The 19166-nt window shown below is 42.7% G+C and carries 13 protein-coding genes; 11 read left to right on the top strand and 2 right to left on the bottom strand.

Going from position 1 to position 19166, the window contains the following annotated elements:
* Nucleotides 1–23: 23 nt before the first annotated feature.
* From murG to ftsZ, 5 genes are all read left to right on the top strand, one after another.
* Complete coding sequence (murG, locus tag LV85_RS08155; protein WP_111318170.1) at nt 24–1106, top strand: undecaprenyldiphospho-muramoylpentapeptide beta-N-acetylglucosaminyltransferase; 1083 nt, start codon at nt 24–26, stop codon at nt 1104–1106.
* Nucleotides 1103–2515, top strand: coding sequence for a UDP-N-acetylmuramate--L-alanine ligase (gene murC, locus LV85_RS08160; RefSeq protein WP_111318172.1), 1413 nt, complete (start codon nt 1103–1105; stop codon nt 2513–2515). The genes murG and murC overlap by 4 nt, the downstream gene beginning before the upstream one ends.
* On the top strand, nt 2512–3270 hold the full coding sequence (locus LV85_RS08165) for a cell division protein FtsQ/DivIB (RefSeq protein WP_111318174.1): 759 nt from the start codon (nt 2512–2514) through the stop codon (nt 3268–3270). The genes murC and LV85_RS08165 overlap by 4 nt, the downstream gene beginning before the upstream one ends.
* Nucleotides 3271–3280: 10 nt before the next feature.
* Nucleotides 3281–4591 carry a cell division protein FtsA gene (gene ftsA, locus LV85_RS08170; RefSeq protein ID WP_111318433.1) on the top strand — a complete coding sequence of 437 codons (1311 nt, stop codon included), beginning with the start codon at nt 3281–3283 and terminating at the stop codon, nt 4589–4591.
* A 110-nt stretch (nt 4592–4701) separates the two neighbouring features.
* Complete coding sequence (gene ftsZ / locus LV85_RS08175; RefSeq protein ID WP_111318435.1) at nt 4702–6387, top strand: cell division protein FtsZ; 1686 nt, start codon at nt 4702–4704, stop codon at nt 6385–6387.
* A 3-nt stretch (nt 6388–6390) separates the two neighbouring features.
* On the opposite strand, the gene LV85_RS08180 is transcribed toward ftsZ, so the two are convergent.
* Nucleotides 6391–6915, bottom strand: a complete 525-nt coding sequence (locus LV85_RS08180) for an NADPH-dependent FMN reductase (protein WP_111318176.1) — start codon at nt 6913–6915, stop codon at nt 6391–6393.
* Nucleotides 6916–7009: 94 nt separating this feature from the next.
* On the opposite strand from LV85_RS08180, the gene LV85_RS08185 reads away from it, so the two are divergent.
* Entirely contained in the window at nt 7010–7831 is an 822-nt protein-coding gene (locus LV85_RS08185; protein ID WP_111318178.1) for a purine-nucleoside phosphorylase, read from the top strand.
* 380 nt (nt 7832–8211) lie between these two features.
* On the opposite strand, the gene LV85_RS08190 is transcribed toward LV85_RS08185, so the two are convergent.
* On the bottom strand, nt 8212–9771 hold the full coding sequence (locus LV85_RS08190; RefSeq protein ID WP_111318180.1) for an SDR family NAD(P)-dependent oxidoreductase: 1560 nt from the start codon (nt 9769–9771) through the stop codon (nt 8212–8214).
* 213 nt (nt 9772–9984) lie between these two features.
* On the opposite strand from LV85_RS08190, the gene LV85_RS08195 reads away from it, so the two are divergent.
* The 5 genes from LV85_RS08195 (at nt 9985) to LV85_RS08215 (ending at nt 19133) form a co-directional block, all read left to right on the top strand.
* Nucleotides 9985–12330 carry a TonB-dependent receptor gene (locus LV85_RS08195; RefSeq protein WP_111318182.1) on the top strand — a complete coding sequence of 782 codons (2346 nt, stop codon included), beginning with the start codon at nt 9985–9987 and terminating at the stop codon, nt 12328–12330.
* A 222-nt stretch (nt 12331–12552) separates the two neighbouring features.
* The gene (locus tag LV85_RS08200) at nt 12553–14121 is read left to right on the top strand and encodes a phage tail sheath family protein (RefSeq protein WP_111318184.1); all 1569 of its coding nucleotides are present in this window, start codon (nt 12553–12555) and stop codon (nt 14119–14121) included.
* A 156-nt stretch (nt 14122–14277) separates the two neighbouring features.
* Nucleotides 14278–16695: a TonB-dependent receptor gene (locus tag LV85_RS08205; RefSeq protein ID WP_111318186.1), complete on the top strand. Its 2418-nt coding sequence runs from the start codon at nt 14278–14280 to the stop codon at nt 16693–16695.
* Nucleotides 16688–17824 (top strand): DUF4249 domain-containing protein, encoded by a 1137-nt coding sequence (locus LV85_RS08210; RefSeq protein WP_111318188.1) that lies wholly within the window; start codon nt 16688–16690, stop codon nt 17822–17824. Before LV85_RS08205 ends, LV85_RS08210 begins: the two co-directional genes overlap by 8 nt.
* A 226-nt stretch (nt 17825–18050) precedes the next feature.
* On the top strand, nt 18051–19133 hold the full coding sequence (locus LV85_RS08215; protein ID WP_158531158.1) for a nickel-binding protein: 1083 nt from the start codon (nt 18051–18053) through the stop codon (nt 19131–19133).
* Nucleotides 19134–19166 lie beyond the last annotated feature (33 nt).

Below are 19166 nucleotides of genomic sequence, written 5' to 3' on the forward strand. Positions count from 1 at the left end.
ACGCACAACGCACATATCGCATTTTGATCTCAGGTGGAGGTACCGGTGGACATATCTACCCAGCTATCGCTATCGCCAATGCTTGGAAGGAAAAACATCCTACTAGCGAGATCTTGTTTGTGGGTGCTTTGGGCAAAATGGAAATGCAGAAAGTGCCTGAGGCTGGTTACAAAATCAAAGGTCTTCCAGTAGCTGGGTTGCAAAGAAGCCTGTCTCTTGAAAACCTCAAGTTTCCTTTCAAGCTATTGAAAAGTCTGACTCAAGCTTCGCAAATCATCAAGGACTTTAATCCGGATGCTGTGGTAGGAGTAGGTGGCTATGCTAGCGGGCCTGTGCTATATGCTGCGCAAAGAAAAGGTATTCCCACGCTGGTGCAGGAGCAAAATTCCTATGCTGGTTTGACTAATAAAATTTTGGCTAAAAGGGCCAATAAAATCTGTGTTGCCTATCCAGAGATGGATCGTTTTTTCCCGGCTGATAAAATTTCCTACACAGGTAATCCTGTTCGCAAGGATATTTTGGATTTATCTGGGAAAAGAGAAAAGGCATTGGTGCATTTTGGATTGGATCCAGCTAAGAAAACACTCTTGGTTTTGGGAGGGTCTCTAGGAGCAAGAACGCTTAATCAGGCAGTGCTGAAGGATATGCAAAAACTGGAGTCCGAAGGTTATCAGCTGCTATGGCAATGTGGCAAGTTTTATTTCCAAGAAATGAAAACCAAGCTTGCTGACTCAGGATTGAAGTCTATCCATCTGAATGAATTTATCCGCGAAATGGATTTGGCTTATGCCGCTGCGGACCTGATTGTGTCTAGAGCAGGAGCATTGTCAGTTTCGGAACTCTCGCTTGTAGGCAAACCGGTGATTTTCATCCCATCACCAAATGTGGCGGAAGACCATCAGACCAAAAATGCAATGGCTTATGTCAATCATGATGCGGCTTTGCTGCTGAAGGACTCGGAAGCAGTAGGAGCTTTGGAACAAAAAGTAACTCAACTAATGAAGGACGATAAGCTGTCTGAGGAATTAGGAAAAAACATAAAGAATCTGGCTAAGCCGAATGCGGCAAATGCCATAGTGGAAGAAGTAGAACAATTGATTTCATGAGTTTCGAAGGAATAAATAGCGTCCATTTGCTCGGTATCGGCGGCATAGGCATGAGTGCCTTAGCTCGATGGTTCCGTCATGAAGGATATGCTGTGTCCGGCTATGACCGTACGCCTTCGCAATTGACGGATCAATTGATTTCTGAAGGAATGCAGATTTCCTTCGAGGACCAATTGGATACTATTCCAACTGAGATCAGAAGCAGCACTGAGAAGGTGTTGATTATCTGGACGCCAGCGATGCCTAAGGACTCTATTCAGCTGAATTTCTTTCGGGAAGGCGGCTACCAACTTAAGAAGAGGTCTGAAGTGCTGGGTATAGTGACGAGTACTTACTACACCATCGCAGTAGCAGGGACACATGGTAAGACAACTACCTCTTCTATGGTAGCGCATATGTTGAAATCTGCTGGAAAGCCGGTGATAGCATTCCTTGGAGGAATCACTCAAAACTATCAGAGCAATCTGATTCTTGGAGAGAAAAAGGGCAAAGATCAGCCTTTGGTAGTAGTGGAGGCAGATGAGTTTGACCGCTCCTTCCTGAGACTACATCCCAATGAAGTAGTGCTGACAAGTGCCGATCCAGATCATTTGGATATTTATGGTGAAGAGCAACAGATCCTCAATGGTTTCTTGGAGTTTGTCAATCTGGTAGATAGAAAAGGAAGATTATACATACAGCAGCACGCTGCTCAAAGACTTGGAGAAGCTAAGCTTCCAAAAGTCGCCAAGCGCGAATATGGACTGAGATCCTCTGGAATTAGCGCTGAGAATATTCAGGCGAGACCGGGCTCATTTGTATTTGATTACTTGGATGGCAAGAATGAGATCAAAGGTTTAGAGTTGTTTATCCCTGGCTTCCATAATGTGGAAAATGCCTTGGCGGCAATTGCTATTTCACTGGATCATCAGATTTCTGTAGAACAGATTAGAAAAGGAATTAGCTCATTCAAAGGAGTAAAAAGAAGGTTTGAGATTCATGTAAACGAAGGTAATCAGGTGTTTATCGATGACTATGCGCATCATCCTGAGGAGATCAAGGCTTGCTTGAGTTCTGTACGAGCCATGTTCCCTGCGAAGAAGTTGACGGTGATTTTTCAACCGCATTTGTACTCAAGAACCAGAGATTTTGCAGAAGGATTCTCTGAAAGTTTATCGCTGGCAGACTCGGTGGTTTTGCTGGATATCTATGCTGCAAGAGAGCTGCCAATCGCAGGGGTGACTTCAGCCATGTTGTTGGAAGGAATCAATACGAACCATAAGGAATTGGTGGCGAAAGAGGATTTGATGAGCTATTTGGATCAGGCGTCTCCAGAAGTATTGGTGACGCTAGGAGCGGGAGATATTGATCGCTTGGTTCCAGAAATAGCTTCTTGGATGAAAGAGGGACTTAACCGATATGCATTATGATCAAGGCAAACTTAAAAAAGATAATCGCTTTTGTAGTGCTCAGTCTAGTGCTGGTAGGATTTATAGGCTTTGTGGAAAAGCAGACGCTATATAAAACTTTCCAAGGGACTGAAATACATATTGAAGGAGTCAGTGGGGTCTATTTTGTGGAGGATGATGAAATCAACAAAATCCTAAATGAAGCATTTCCTGACTTGAAAGTTGGATTGATGCTGGAAGAAGTTCCGATGAAAGCAATCGAGGCTAGGCTATTGGGACATCCATTTGTGAAGTCGGTACAAGCCATGCTTGGTCAGAAAGGCATTTTGAATTTGAAAATTAGCCAGCACCAGCCGATAGCAAGAATTGCGCAGCCGCTGGCAGCCGATGGATACATCACCACTGAGGGGAAAGTGATTCCTACCTCTACTTCGTACACTTCCCGTGTTCTGATTTTGGAGGGTGATTATGCAGAAATGCTGATGGACAAAGGGGATATCACAGCAGATATGCCGGAGCTGATGGACTTGATCAGATACATCACTGAAGATGAATTTTGGAATGCGCAGATCACCGAATTGGAAGTCAATTCCAGGGATCATATACGTCTTTATCAACAAGTAGGAAGACAGGTCATCGAGTTTGGAGATGCGCATGATATAGCAAATAAGTTTGACCGAATAGCGGTCTTTTATAAGGAAATATTGCCTCGCAAGGGTTGGAATGCTTACGATCGGGTAAGTGTAAAATTTAAGGATCAAATCGTCTGTGAATAATAGCTTGGATATGGAAAACAAAGAATTAATAGTAGGACTGGATATTGGGACAACCAAGATCTGTGTCATCGTAGGACGCAAAAACGAGTATGGCAAACTCGAGGTGCTAGGCATGGGCAAAGCCGTTTCTGACGGTGTTGATCGTGGTGTAGTGACCAATATCGATAAGACCGTCCATGCGATCGAAAAAGCTGTAGAAGAAGCCTCCGAGATGGCGAATGTGGACATCGTGGATGTCATTGTAGGAATTGCAGGTCAGCATATCCAGAGTAAGATTCAGAGTGGTAGTATTATGCGTCAGCCGACGGATGATGAGATCACTATCGAAGATGTAAGGAGACTTTCCAGCGAAATGGAAAACATCCTGATTCCTCCGGGGAACACGATTATTCATGTCATGCCACAGGATTACACCGTGGATTACGAAGGTGGTATCAAAGATCCAGTAGGGATGTCTGGTACGCGTCTAGAGGCTGATTTCCATATCATCACTGCCCAGACCACCGCTATCAACAATATCAACAGATGCGTTCGCCGCGCTGAATTAATTTCCAAGCAATTAATTCTTGAGCCACTGGCGAGTTCACTTTCTGTATTGAGTGATGACGAGAAAGAAGCTGGCGTTTGCCTAATAGATATAGGAGGCGGAACGACAGACATCGCCATTTTCTACGAAAATATTATTCGTCACACAGCTGTGATTCCTTTGGGTGGAAATATCATCACTAAGGATATCAAAGAAGGCTGTATGGTAATGCAAAATCAGGCAGAGCTTCTGAAGACAAAGTTTGGTAAGGCCATTACTGAAGAAGCAAATCCAAACGAGATCGTGTCAATTCCTGGCTTGAGAAATAGAGCGCCAAAGGAAATATCTATCCGAAACTTGGCTTCTATCATTCAAGCGAGAATGGAAGAAATCATTGAGATCGTGCAGAATGAGATTATGCAAAGTGGCCATTACAAAAAACTAGCTGGCGGTATAGTGCTGACTGGTGGTGGTTCCCAATTGCAATTTGTCTCTCAGCTATTTGAATACATGACTGGCTTAGATACTAGAATCGGCTATCCAAATGAACACTTGGGTAAGTCGGTAGTAGAGGAAGTGAAAAGCCCAATGTATGCTACCTCTGTGGGCCTGGTATTGGCAGGATTCAAAGCACTTGATGACAGAGAACAAGGCTATACAAACCGCACAGCAAACGGGAAGCCTACCAAAAAAGTGAAAAGTATGGACATCAATCCAAAAGATATATTCGATAAGATCGCGGGAAGACTGAAAGGGATTCTCAGTGATGATATCGGTGACGATTCAAATTACTAGGGCTTATGATTGGGGGAGGTTGCTGGTTTTGCTGCCAATCTCCCTATTTAAAATTCCACTAAGAACAACCATAGAAAATTTCACCAATAACAATAAATATGTCAGATAACATGAAAGATTACAGATTTGATTTACACAAAAACCCAAAGTCGATTATAAAAGTGATCGGCGTAGGTGGAGGCGGTTCTAATGCCGTAAACCACATGTTTGGTCTAGGTATTAAAGACGTTGAGTTTGTGGTAGTCAATACCGATGCTCAAGCGCTTAAGTCTAGCCCGGTTCCACTTAGATTGCAATTAGGTGCCAATTTGACCGAAGGTCTAGGTGCAGGAGCAAATCCTGAGCAAGGAAAGAATGCAGCCATAGAATCAGAGGATGAGATCCGTGAGCTATTGGCTGATAACACCAAAATGGTATTTATCACGGCTGGAATGGGCGGAGGTACCGGTACAGGTGCAGCTCCTGTGGTAGCTAGAATTGCGAAAGAACTGAATATCCTGACTGTGGGTATTGTGACCGCTCCATTCATGTTCGAAGGAAAGAAGAAAATGAATGTAGCTCAGGCGGGTATAGAATCTCTTCGCGAGAACTGTGATACGGTACTGGTTATTTTGAATGACAAATTGAGAGAGATCTATGGTAATCTTGCCATCAGAACTGCTTTCAGCAAAGCAGATGATATTCTATCTACTGCAGCAAGATCTATCGCGGAGATCATCACTGTTCATCAGGATGTCAACGTGGATTTTGAAGATGTGAAAACTGTAATGAAAGATGCCGGTGCTGCTGTGATGGGTTCTTCCACTGAGGAAGGAGAAGGACGTGCGATCCGTGCTGCCGGTGCAGCGATTTCTTCTCCATTATTGAACAACGTGGACATCAAAGGAGCTGAGAAAATCTTGCTTTCTATTATGTCTGGTGAAGATGAGGAATTGTCAATGGACGAATTGAGCGAAATCACTGAGTATATCCAGGAGAAAGCTGGTGACAATGCTGAGGTTATCTTCGGTCAAGGTATTGATCCTGAATTAGGCAAGGCTATCCGTGTGACAGTTATTGCTACAGGATTTGAAATGGACAGACTTCAAGGCTCTACCAAGAAGGTGGAAGCTCCAAAAACTATAGAGATTCCAGCACCAACACCAGCAGTAGTAAGCAGTCCAGTGCAAGAAGTAGAAGAAGAAAAGACCTTGATCAATTTGGACTCTGGTAAGTCTGAGAAAGTGAAAGAAGATTCAATTCCAGGAGGATCTACTTTTGTGTTCACTACCCCAAAAATGCCAACTCCTACACCAGCTCCAGAGGAGACGCCAGTAGCAGAAACACCTAAGAGAGAAGAGCCAATCGAAGCTCCTAAGCCAGCTCCAAAGAAAGAAGGTATATTCTCTTTCATGAAGCCTAAGGAAGAAGTGAAAGCTGAAGCGCCTAAGCCTGCCCAAGAGAAAATCGTACACGATCTTTTCGAAGGAGAGGAAGAAAAAGAAAATAAGAATGTAGAAGAGCCTAAGAAAGAAGAGCCTGCTACTCCAGCTTTTGCAAATGATTACTATGAGCAAATGAAGCAGAAGGCGATTCAGAGAGCGCATGAGCGTTTCGAAAAGCTAAAGGGTAACCGTGCATTCAATCCAACTCCAGATGAATTGAAGGAGAAAATGGATGTGCCAGCTTATCAGCGTAAGAATGTTCAATTGAACGAACCTCAGCATAGCTCAGAACCAAGCATCAGCAAGTACAACTTGAGCGATGATAATGAGATTCTAGGTAATAATAGATTCCTGCATGATAATGTGGACTAAGTCCTAAAAGTCAAGCAGCATGTCTGCCTGGGTTTGCAACAAGTCCATGTACAGCCTGTTGGTGAGCAGGTTATCTGACATGTTTTGCTCTATTGTAGCCAGTTTTGGCTTGAGAGCGAGGACATGCATACCCAGATAATGGAAGATGTCGGTAAGGTGGCTCATTGCGATGCCACCGCCGCCTATTCCAGATGAAATACCCACCAAAGCACATTTTTTGCCCCTGAAAGTATTGGGGTAGGTCATCCCGTCGATGAAGGTTTTTAGGATTCCTGGGAAGGATCCGTTGTATTCTGGCACAATGAAAACAAACTTTTTCCCTCCTACCAATTGATCGTGGAACTCATTGTATAGCTCATGCTTGCCATTATTTTCATACAATGCATTCTCGATAAAATCACTAGGTACGTTTTCCAACTCAAGGATTTCGGAATGTTCCCCTTTCTCTTTTAAGATGCTTTGATATAGTTCAGCAATGATTTTGGAGACAGAATTCTTACGGTTTGTTCCTACAATTATCTTGATCATTTTCTGGTTTTTCTGAAAGGATTACAATCTTGCCAAAGCAAAAGTTTGAAGCTGCGAGGTAATTAATATATTTAGGACTGGCAAATTACTCCTTATGAACTACCTAAGTCAAATCTCTGAAGCAGCTTCTTTTATTCGCTCACAATATACTAGTGATGTCTCAATTGCGATCATTCTAGGCACAGGTCTGGGACATTTGGGTGATCAAATTACCATTGAAAAGGAAATAAACTATGCTGATATCCCCAATTTCCCCCTCTCTACAGTAGAGAGTCATTCTGGGAAATTGATTTTTGGAGAGCTGTCTGGCAAAAAGGTTATGGCAATGAGAGGACGCTTTCATTACTATGAAGGCTATTCCATGCAGGAAGTAACCTTCCCAGTACGCGTCATGAAAAAGCTGGGTGTGAAAAGGCTGCTCGTTTCTAATGCTTGCGGAGGACTCAATCCAGATCAGGAAGTGGGAGATGTGATGCTGATTCGAGATCAAATTGATTTGTTTCCAGAGAGCCCATTACGCGGAAAGCACTATGATGAATTTGGGCCGAGGTTTCCTGATATGAGTGATGCCTATTCTGCCGATCTGATTGCCATTGCCCTGGGCTTTGCCAAGGCAAATAATTTTCGAGTACACACTGGAGTTTATGCCGGCGTGCAGGGCCCAAATCTTGAGACACCTGCAGAATACAAATACATTAGAAGCATAGGGGCAGATGCTGTGGGGATGAGTACGGTGCCAGAGGTGATTGTCGCTAGGCAAATGGGAATTGAGGTTTTTGGTCTTTCTGCAATTACAGATTTGGGTGTTGAAGGAAAAATCCAGCCAGTAACATTAGCAGAAGTTCTCGCAGCTGCAGCCAAAGCCGAGCCTGTGATGGCTGAGATCATCAAAGAAGTGGTGCGGCAGATGGATTGAGATTTTCTCTCCGTTGCCCTGCCTCTCCAGAAGCAGGACCGTATGGTTTTACTCAGCAAATTGTGTTAGTCCGAGCGTCCCGTATAGTTATCGGGATCGAGGATAATAATTTTACTTAAATTGAAAAGAGCCTTCGACTTCGCTCAGGCTGACGCTACAGGTTGGGTTAGGTTGTTTCGGGCTTTTAGCCCTTTTTTTAACTTGAATTGACTAATTAACCGGCTTTTCGCAGTCATAACTGGGATCAGGAAGGTTAATTTTCACTCAAAAAAACTGCGCCTTTGGGTCTTGTCGGGAGGATTCACAACAATAAAACCTTCGAGGTTCAAAAAAAACCTCAAAGGTTTACAACTCTAAGGCCGTGCCGCCTCGAGAGATAATTACCAGCTAGTCGGTTTATAATCCTTCAAAAACTTCCCGTTCCAATGCTTTCCTGTGTTGATCCCATCGAATAGCGGATCCATCACACGAGCAGCTCCATCTACGATATCCAGAGGAGGCTGGAAGTCATGCAAGTCTTGCTTTTGTTTCGCCAGCTCTGCTGGGTCCTCATCTGTCACCCAGCCTGTATCTACCGCGTTGGTGTAGATCCCGAATTTTGGTAATTCAGCTGCAGAGGTAAGCGTCATCATATTCAGTGCAGCCTTTGCCATATTGGTATGTGGATGCCTAGCTTCCTTGTGAAACTGATGGAACTTGCCTTCCATGGCAGACACATTGATGATGTGCTTTTTGCCAGTGTTATCCTTCTTCATGATGTTCACTAGACGGTTGCACAGGACAAAAGGAGCCACAGAGTTGACTAGCTGCACTTCTAGCATTTCGTTGGTGTGGATTTCACCAAGCTTCAGTCTCCAGCTATTCGTCTTTCGCAGATCTACTTGCTGCAGGTCTGCATCGAGTTTCCCAATAGGGAAAATCTCTTCCGAACTCAAGGAATCATCGATGGAATAAGGGATTTGCGTCAGCTGAGCAGAAGAGGTAAGTCCGATTCCAAGTTGCTTTCCATGCCAGGAAACAGGCAGGTTTTTATTTTCTCCGTCGGCAAATTCCTGGCTGAGTATTCGTATTTCTTGCAGGCAAGCATGATGATCGGATAGTAATTTTCGCGAAGCTGAAGTAAGATCGGTCCATGACAACGCTTCATTTTCTATCAGGTGCTGGTAAAAACCCGATGGACGGCGCACTGTTTGTGCGGCATTATTGATCAGAACATCTAGGCGATCATATTGCTGCTCGATGTAATTGCAAAAAATCTCCACACTTGGAATATGCCTCAAGTCCAAGCCGTGGATGTGAAGTCTATCTCCCCATTCATTAAAATCGGGTTCTTTGGCGTAGCGTAATGCAGAATCCACCGGAAATCTAGTCGTCGCTATCACAGTAGCCCCTGCTCGAAGTATCATTAGTGTGATGTGGTATCCAATTTTCAATCGAGATCCTGTCACCAAAGCTACCTGACCATTGAGCTCTGCTGTCTGGAAACGCTTGGCATAATTAAAATCCCCACAGCTAATGCACATGGTGTCATAGAAATGATGCAATCTGTCAAAGGATTCCTTGCAGACATAGCATTCCCGAGGTGATTCCAACTGGATGGCTTCATCGGCTTCCTTGCCCGTCAAAGCAAGCATACTTGGTGCTATGAAAATCGAAGCTTCCCGGGCAGAACGGATGCCAGTGGTTTTTCGGGCAGATTTATCTTTGGCGGCGATTTTCTTACGGTGGATCTTTTTAGCTCCTTTTTTACGCTCGGCAAGTTCCTCCTTACTTGGTCTTGAGAATTGTCCTGCAGCGATCAGAAGCGCAAGTCTACTCTCTTTGGGAATGTCAAAAATCTGATCTGTATCCGCATTCAAGCCTTCAAGCACAGCTATACACTGTGCGATTTGCGCTGGGCTGATTTTCACTGGATTTACAGATTCTGATTCCTCTTTCATGGTAGTATGCTTTCAAAGGGGCAAAAGTAAAGATTTAAAAAATGGAAATGTAGGTGGCTTTGCAAAATGGAATAGCGAGAGGATTGGGAGCGGGAAAACAAAGCAGCATTATCGCGCCACTGCGAGAGAAATAAATCTCCTGTGAGAAAATTCATCCTCCACTAAGGGTATTTCCAATTTCCCTTGTCATAGAATCAAACTAAACCAATTAATATGAATTCGTTTACTAAAGTTCTTGGGCTGATATTTTTCATGGCAATCAATTCCCTGCAAGCTCAACATCTCACTCAAACGATCCGTGGTACTGTGATCGACCAAATTACCAAAGCCCCTATGCCAGGTGCAACAGTAGTGGTTTTGGGTTCAGATCCTCTTATCGGAACTACTACAGATGTGGATGGAGATTTCAAACTTGCTGATTTGCCGCTGGGCACCTATTCTCTCAAAGCAAGTTTTATCGGCTTCAAAGAAATTGTTTTCCCAAATATCCAGCTCAACTCGGGTAAGGAAGTGGTTTTGATAATTCCTCTAGAGGAGGACATCACCCAAATCGATGAATTTGTTGTAACTGCCAGTGATAAAGACAGGACAGTCAACGACATGATTCAGGTTAGTGGTCGTACCTTCTCCGTGGAGGAGGCTAGAAAATTTGCTGCGGCAGTAAATGATCCAGGGCGAATGGCTGCCTCTTTTTCCGGCGTCAGCAGTACAGACGATGGCAACAATAATATCTCTATTCGCGGCAATAGTCCTAATGGCTTGCTTTGGAGAATGGAAGGGATAGATATTCCAAATCCCAACCACTTCGTCAATCCTGGCACTTCAGGTGGTGGTGTGTCTATCTTGAGTTCACAGTTGCTGGCCAATTCTGATTTCCTGACAGGAGCTTTTCCTGCGGAATATGGTAATGCACTTTCCGGAGTCTTTGATTTGAGCCTGCGAAAAGGCAATAATGAAAACCAAGAATTCACAGTTCAGGCAGGATTTCTAGGTTTGGATGTAGCAGCAGAAGGGCCAATTGCCAAAAACTACAAAGGATCTTACCTGGTCAATTACCGGTATTCTACACTTTCTATGCTTTCCAAATTCGGTCTTCCTTTGGGTGATTTTGTGACTAATTTTCAGGATTTATCTTTTAATGTTTATCTGCCAACTGGCCCGAAAAGCACGATTACAATCTTTGGCTTCGGTGGACTAAGTGATCAAGACGGTGATGCCTTGACGGATTCCCTTGACTGGGAGTCTGAAGGGGATCGCTATGGAGGAACATTTTTCTCCAATACTGGAGCAGTTGGGATTAAGCATTCTTACATATTGAACGATGCGAATTTCCTCCAAACCACTGTTCTCGCTTCTGGAAATGCACTAGGAACTACGGAAAACAGATTGGATGATAACCTTCAGTTTCAGGAGCGATTTTATGAGAATTATAGCAATTCTAAAATTACACTTAGCTCTGTCTTGAACACCAAATTTTCTGCAAAAGCAACTTTGAGATCTGGATTTTATATAAATCAATTGTACTACAATCTCCATGAAGATAGCTTCGATGAAGAGTCGAAAAGTATGCAGACCAATATCAATTCCAAAGGGAATACGCAGAGCATTCAGGCTTTCTCCCAACTGAACTACCGAGCCAACGAAAGACTCACCTTCAATGTCGGCTTACATTACTTACAACTTTTGCTGAATAATTCGAGGTCTATAGAACCTAGGCTCAGTGCTTCCTATGCGCTCGATGAAAAGCAGCGTCTGAGTTTCGGTTATGGCCTGCATTCTCAGGTGCAGCCACTAGGGACCTACTTTGTAGAGCAAGAAATAGATGGTCAAATCGTGTTACCAAACAAAGACCTAGGTCTGAGCAAATCTCATCATTTTGTACTCGGCTACGATCGTTCGCTTACGCCATTTCTACGCATGAAAATGGAGACCTATTACCAACATTTGTATAACGTTCCAATAAAAAGTGGTGCTGAAGAGACCTATTCTATCATCAATCAGCAGTGGACTTTTGCCACCGATCCACTTGTGAATGAAGGATACGGTAGAAATTATGGCCTGGAACTGACCCTGGAGCAGTTTACGCACAATGACCTGTATTTTCTTCTTTCCACCTCACTGTACTCCTCCAAGTATAAAACGAATGAAGATGTCTGGAGAAATACAGCTTACAATGGGAATTTCAATGTGACGCTGACAGCTGGCAAAGAGTATAAACTCAAAAAAGAGCGTGTACTCGGCTTGAACATTCGTACTATTTACGCTGGAGGTCTACGAACTACGCCTATAAACTTGGATGAATCCATCGCTAAAGGAGAGGGAGTATATGAGGATAATTTGGCCTATACTGATCAGAACCCTGCTTATTTCAGAACAGATCTTCGCTTTAGTCTAAAGAAAAACAAACCCAAATCCACTCGTACTTGGGCGCTGGATATTCAAAACGCCACCAACCGTCAAAATGTCTACGGAAGCTATTTTGAACCCATGAGTGGGGAAATCAAAACCTCCTACCAAACATCGATTATCCCAATACTCAGTTATAGGGTGGAATTCTAAAAGCCAAGTTCAGAAATGATGCAGTTTGCATGGGCTAGCATCTGGAGAGATGCTAGCTCGTTTTATCGGTATGAAGTGAATGTTATGGGCTTAGCTGACTAGTAAGCTGCACTAGGTCTCGGATTCGCAGAGGATCTTCGAAATTCTCGCCAAAAATCACTTTCTTAGACAATTACTTTTTCTTTTTTCAATTCTAAGCCTTCTATTTTCTAACATCATACCATGGCAGCAAAATATAAAACACCTGGAGTTTATCTCACAGAGGTAAATGCCTTTCCAAATTCGGTGGCGCCAGTTGCTACAGCTATACCAGCCTTTGTGGGCTATACTCCTCAAGCTGAATATCAGGGGGAGTCTTATCTGAATAAACCCATCAAAATTAGATCCTGGATTGAGTTTTTAGCTTTTTTCTGTTATCCTCAAAAAGGCAAAAGTCAGCCTCAGCAGTACAGTCCAAATTACTTTGTAAACAGTACAAAAGGCGATATCGCAGCGAAAAATCAGCTAAGTTTTGCGCAACGAGATTATGTTATTAGCCCTGATCCCAGTACTATATATTACCTCTATTTGAGTGTCATGCTATTCTACCAAAATGGTGGAGGCGATGCCTATATTGTATCGGTGGGAAACTATGGGGAGCCATCAGGTAAAGCACTTAAGCATACTGATCCTCTTGTCAATTCAAACGTTTCGCTTAATGACTTGCTACAAGGGCTCTACTTGCTTAAGAAAGAGACTGAGCCGACGATGTATATTTTTCCCGAAGCTACCTTGCTCTCAGCAAGTGAATATGCCAAACTCACGCAGGCTATGCTGCGCCAGTGTGAAGAGCTTGGGACAGCTATTAGTATTCTAGATGTGCCATGTGGAGGAAGTCCTGATCAATTGGACTATGCACGAGCAATTGAAGATTTTAGAAGCAGGACAGGAAACAATGGGTTGAGTTATGGTGCTGCTTATTTTCCCTTTTTATACACCAATCTTCTTCAGATCGGGGACTTGGATTATACTAATCTATTCGCTGGAGATATAGAGCAACTTGAAGCATTATTAAATCCTAAGGATAGTGATCCGGCTCTGAAGAATGTTTTTGACATGATCAAAGGCAATAAAGATCAGTCAATGGCTGTAGACCAGCTTAATCATGGACTTCTTAGATCAAGTGAATTTTATACAATAATTTATTCTAAGCTGCTAGACTTGGCAAATTTGCTGCCTCCAAGTGGAGGGATGGCAGGTGTAATCAGCACAAATGATATGATGAAGGGGGTTTGGTATTCTCCAGCTAATGTTAGCATTGCTAGTGTGCGAGGCGTACCTGTCTCGCTAAATGATGCGCAACAAAGCACCCTTAATGTAGATGCCTTCAGTGGCAAATCTATCAATGCCATTCGTACTTTTCCAGGTGTAGGAGTTCTAGTTTGGGGAGCCAGAACACTGGATGGAAATAGTCTGGACTTAAAATATATCAACGTTAGGAGGATGCTTATATATTTAGAGCAGTCCTGCAAAATTGCTGTAAAGACCTATGCATTTGAACCCAATAATCAGAGGACTTGGACTGCGCTGAACTCTATAATTAGCAGTTTTTTGATTGATCTTTGGAAACAAGGAGGCTTGGCTGGCGCTTCTGCTCAAGATGCATTCCAAGTGGAATGTGGGCTAGGAATCACCATGTCCGCAGTAGATATACTGGAAGGAAGGATAGTTCTATCGATCAAGGTGGCCTTAACCCGTCCTGCAGAATTTGTGGTGATTACTATCCAGCAGCAGATGACCAAATCGGCTTAGGTAATGACCGATACTATGCCCTATTAGTGTTCCCGATTCCTACATACCTACATTATTTGGTATTCTTACCCAATTAGCAAACGTCACCAAAACTAATTAGCACCGTTTGTCATTGAAATTGGACTATTTATAGAAGGCTTCCTATATTGAATAGGTATGCGAAAATTCCATTTTCTCTTTCTGGTCATATTTTTTTTAAGTGCAAGTTTGACTCTTGCTCAGACAGATTCACTGTCTTTTTCATTTGGGGATAAGGAAGGGATGCATGCCAAAAGGTATATTCTTACGGGGAAGTTGCAAGATACTAATACTAAAACCCCATTAGAAGGAGTCAGTATTCATGTGGACGGAGTTACGACGATTACACGATCCGATCGATTTGGAACCTATCATCTTGAAGTGAGCCCAGGGGTCCATAAAGTTACTTTTAGGCATATGACCAAAATTCCGCTTACAATTAAGGTCACTTCCTATGCAAATGGAGTGGTCAATCTGGAATTGGAAGATAAAAGTTACGAGTTGGAAGGGGTAGTTGTTATGTCCGAGGAGCCTGATAGGAATGTTCGAAATCCCATTTCAGGAGTCAGCAAGTTGACTACAAGAGAGCTGAAAGCTATTCCGGCTTTTTTAGGAGAGGCAGATATATTCAAAGGATTGCAGTTGCTTTCTGGCGTGAGTGCAATTGGTGAGGGCACTTCGGGAATCAATGTGAGAGGAGCAAAAACTGATCAAAACTTGCTGCTGATGAATGAGGCCTTAGTGCTCAGTTCCAATCATGCTTTGGGTTTTCTGTCACCATTTAATACCGATGTCACGGAGACTTTTACCTTATATAAGGGTAACGTTCCGGCTAACTATGGAGGAAGAGCTGGTTCCGCTTTGGATATTCAGATGCGTGAAGGGGATATGGAAAATTGGGGAGGGCAATTGGGTGTTGGGACCTCCAATGCAAGGTTGTTGGTGAATGGGCCTTTGATGAAAGATAAGCTGTCTGTAATTATAGGTGGCCGTATTTCTAATACCAATTGGCTATTGAAGCAAGCTAGGGATTACGATATCAACAATAGCAAGTTGAATTTCTATGATATTTATGCTGGCTTGGCCTGGGAGGTAGCTAGTGGGCATCATCTAGAATTCATCAATTTGATGACCAGTGATTACCTGAAATTTTCAGAAGAATTTGGCTATGACTGGAGTAATCGGGTAAGTTCCTTAAGGTATAAAGGCATTTTAGGAGAAAACTTTTCTGTATCCGCCATATTGGCTGATGGAAACTTTAACAATGCTTTTTTCGAACCCGAAGGTGTAGATGCGGCAGAAGTGAAAAATGGAATGAATTACCAGCAGGCAAAAGTGTCTGGGACCTGGGCGAATGATAAACTTGCACTCCAAACAGGTTTAGAGGCGATATACTATAAGGCCAAACCTGAGCAGTTTTTGCCTTACGGGGACGCCTCAGAAGTTGAGTCAAATACTGTAGACAAGCAGCAAGGGGTAGAGTTCTCTGGCTTTGCCAGTTTAGAATGGGAGCCAACTTCTACTATGGGAATTGTGATAGGTTTGAGGTATTCTACCTACAATCAGCTGGGGCCTGATTCGGTATACCAATATCTTCCAAATGGCCCTATCGCCGAAGATCGGATTTCGGGAAAAGAGTATTCTGGCAATGGAGGTATACAAAGTTATTCAGGACTAGAACCAAGGTTTTCATTTCGTCAAAACCTTGGACAAACGGCATCTGTCAAGTTAAACTACTCACGTCTATTTCAATACATTCAATCTATCTCGAATACCTTCGGACCTACTCCGATTGATCTATGGCAGCTTAGTACTTCATACATTCCGCCGCAACAATCTGACAGTTTTGCTTTAGGCTTTTTTAAAAATACCAAGAGTAATAGTTGGGAGTTTTCCGTAGATGCATTCTATAGACTTAGCCAAAATCAAGTAGAATACAGGGATTTTGCACAGATCTTCCAAAACCCACATTTAGAAACGGAACTGGTATTTGGTGAAGGCAAAGCCTATGGAACAGAACTGATGATCAAGAAAAATCTAGGGGTAGTCACTGGATGGCTGGCTTATACCTATTCTCGCTCTTTTGTGAGAACTACCAGCGAGTATCCAGCTGAGCAGATCAATGATGGAGATTGGTTTCCTTCAAATTATGACAAACCTCATGAGATAAACTTGATCCTTACTCGGAAGATGTATCCTCGTGGGCTACTAAGTCTCAGTGTCAATTACGCAACAGGAAGACCCATCAATGCGGTGAATGCAAGTTATAAATTGGGAGGCTTGATCGTTCCGGATTATAGTCAGAGAAATGAATATAGAATACCGGATTACTTCCGTGTGGATCTATCCTATACTTTGGAAAAAGTGTTTTCTAAAAAGGGAGATAGTTTGAACCTAAGCATTTACAATCTGCTGGGAAGGAAGAATGCGTATTCGATTTTCTGGAAAAAAGATGGGGATTCTCAGCAATTGAGGCCATTTAGATTAGCGATTTTAGGAGCGATATTTCCTTCTATTACATATAGTATAGACTTTGGGGGAGGGAAAAATGAATAGGCAAAAAATAGAAATGGCTGGACAGATTACCCTATCCAAAAACCGGAGTAGCTGGCTGCTAGTAGTTTTGATCAGTATGCTTATTGGTTCCTGCGTGGAGAAAATTGAATTTCCACTTAATAAAGGACTGGCTAAACTAGTGGTGTCAGGTCAGGTTTCGAACCTCCAGGAAAATCGATTTGTGTTCCTTTCAGAAACGACTTCAAAGGATCGGAAGCCTGTGTTTTCGGGTAATTATTATGTGCTGAATGACCTGCCAAATCCAGTGTCTGAAGCCGAACTAACCCTTGTTGGAGAAGATGGAAGCCAGTCCAATTTCACGGAGATTGAACCTGGTAAATACCAACTCGAAGCAAGTGTGGAAATACTAAATGGAGTAGCTTATTATTTGGATATAGTGGTACAAGGGGAGCGATACCAGTCGATACCTGAGTCTTTGCCCGAGCAGGTTGGAGAGGATGAGTTGAGCTATACTTTTTCCAGGGATATTATTCAGGATCAGCCAGAAACTGCGTTTATTTCGATACACACTACTACCACTTTGCCTTCACAAAAAGGAGGGTATTATTTCCGCTGGGACGTAGACGAAGTCTATTATTGGGACTTGACCTTTTTTCCAAACCCCTTTAATCAACCTCCGCCGGATTGCTATGTATTTGGCTTCCCCGACCCTCAAAGGATCAGTCTATTGAATGGTGATTTGATTAATTCTCCTGGTGGAAAATCCACTCAACTGGTTGCTGAGCGAATACTTGATGATTCATTTTTAAGTAGACATTATTTTAATGTGAGATTGACGAGTTTGAATAAGTCAGCATTTGAATATTGGAGAAAGGTGAGAGAATTAGTCAATAATTCAGGATCGGTTTTCGATACTCCCCCAGCTCCAATCTATGGAAACATTCAGAATGTCAACAGGCCCGATGAAGTAGTTTTAGGGAATTTTGAAATAGCTCGCGTGAGTCAAAAGCGGATCTATACGACTCGTGCAGATGTGCCTTTTTTTGAAGAAGAAGTTTGTACCTATGATCCCCAACGGCCTTATGAGGATTACCCTAAAACCTGTCTGAGATGCAGCGAATTCCCAAGTAGCACCAATGCTACTCCTCATTGGTGGTTTGATCAATAGCTTCTAGCAACATATTTTTTTTTCTTCTCCTGGTTCATATCTCCCCAATTGGACCAATGGTAATGCATAGTCTCTAGAGCTTAAATCCCCAGAAAATGACTTGGTCAGAATACTTTGTGATGCCTCCATTTGAAGTGGTTTGTCTTTTTTCATAATGCTGTGTTTCACTGATTTAGCTGATAATAATCTAGAATTTCTTATATTAAGAAGTCAAAAAAATACAATTATGCCACTTTTTATAGATTTTCATCAGTTTGATAAGGTTACTATCGACGAAGTCAAGACTGCTCATATTGCAGATTTGAAAATTCAAGATGAATATGGGGTGAAATACCATCAGTTTTGGGTGAATGAAGAAGCTGGGACTGTTTTTTGTCTCATGGAAGGGCCGGACACAGAAACCTGTGAACTTGTGCATCATCTAGCCCACGGTAATGTAGCCTGTGCCATTACTGAAATCCAGCAAGGATTTTATCAGGTGGCCATGGGAAATACTGTCAAATCCAAAGGAGGAGTAGCCACATTTACAAGTGGTGAAATAGACGTAGCCTATCGAAGTGTTTTGGTGGTATCTGTCAGAGCTATCACCTTAGCCAGAGACTCCAAGGATGTAAAAAGTCTATTGCTACCTACCTGGGCAAAGGAGCTAGTGATGGAGAAATTTGTAGAATTTGGGGGGAGAGAGATAGAATGGGGAGATGACGATAGTTTGATAGCTATATTCAATGATGCCAAACAATCCTATAAATGCGCCAACAGCATCCAGGAACAGTTGAGCAGCAAGCCTGATATGTCTCCTAAGATAATTTTTAAAATGGGGCTAAGTGCAGGTCTTCCCGTAACGGAGGACGGAGATTTCTTTGACAAGGTATTTAAGCTATCTCATCGATTGTGCAATTCTGCGAATGATAATCAACTTTTAGTCTCGGCCTTGATCGCTAAGCTTGCCAATATCGATATTCAAGCATCCACAATGAAAAATAGGGTGATGGTGCCTACTGAAGAACAGCTATTGTCAGATTTATTCAATATTACAGAAAACAACCTGTCTGATATGAATTTTAATATGGCTTGTCTTTGCAAATCTATTGGAATGAGTAGGTCCCAATTTTATAGAAAGATCACAGCGATTACAGGTAGGTCTCCAGTTTATTTTTTGAGGGATTTAAGACTCGAAAAAGCTAGGGTCCTATTACAGCAAAAATCCGGTAATGTGACACAGGTAGCTATGGAAGTTGGATATTCTAATCCTTCCTATTTCACCAAGTGTTACACTGAAAAATTCGGGTTTCTTCCTTCTTTGTCTTAAAACTAATCAAAAGCCAACTTGAACAGATATTGC

The organism is Algoriphagus chordae (genome assembly GCF_003254055.1).
Lineage (GTDB): Bacteria > Bacteroidota > Bacteroidia > Cytophagales > Cyclobacteriaceae > Algoriphagus > Algoriphagus chordae.

Coding starts and splice junctions, on each gene's coding strand:
- murC (WP_111318172.1), top strand. CDS start 1,103: ATGAGTTTCGAAGGAATAAATAGCGTCCATTTGCTCGGTATCGGCGGC.
- LV85_RS08165 (WP_111318174.1), top strand. CDS start 2,512: ATGATCAAGGCAAACTTAAAAAAGATAATCGCTTTTGTAGTGCTCAGT.
- ftsA (WP_111318433.1), top strand. CDS start 3,281: ATGGAAAACAAAGAATTAATAGTAGGACTGGATATTGGGACAACCAAG.
- ftsZ (WP_111318435.1), top strand. CDS start 4,702: ATGAAAGATTACAGATTTGATTTACACAAAAACCCAAAGTCGATTATA.
- LV85_RS08180 (WP_111318176.1), bottom strand. CDS start 6,915: ATGATCAAGATAATTGTAGGAACAAACCGTAAGAATTCTGTCTCCAAA.
- LV85_RS08185 (WP_111318178.1), top strand. CDS start 7,010: ATGAACTACCTAAGTCAAATCTCTGAAGCAGCTTCTTTTATTCGCTCA.
- LV85_RS08190 (WP_111318180.1), bottom strand. CDS start 9,771: ATGAAAGAGGAATCAGAATCTGTAAATCCAGTGAAAATCAGCCCAGCG.
- LV85_RS08195 (WP_111318182.1), top strand. CDS start 9,985: ATGAATTCGTTTACTAAAGTTCTTGGGCTGATATTTTTCATGGCAATC.
- LV85_RS08200 (WP_111318184.1), top strand. CDS start 12,553: ATGGCAGCAAAATATAAAACACCTGGAGTTTATCTCACAGAGGTAAAT.
- LV85_RS08205 (WP_111318186.1), top strand. CDS start 14,278: ATGCGAAAATTCCATTTTCTCTTTCTGGTCATATTTTTTTTAAGTGCA.
- LV85_RS08210 (WP_111318188.1), top strand. CDS start 16,688: ATGAATAGGCAAAAAATAGAAATGGCTGGACAGATTACCCTATCCAAA.
- LV85_RS08215 (WP_158531158.1), top strand. CDS start 18,051: ATGCCACTTTTTATAGATTTTCATCAGTTTGATAAGGTTACTATCGAC.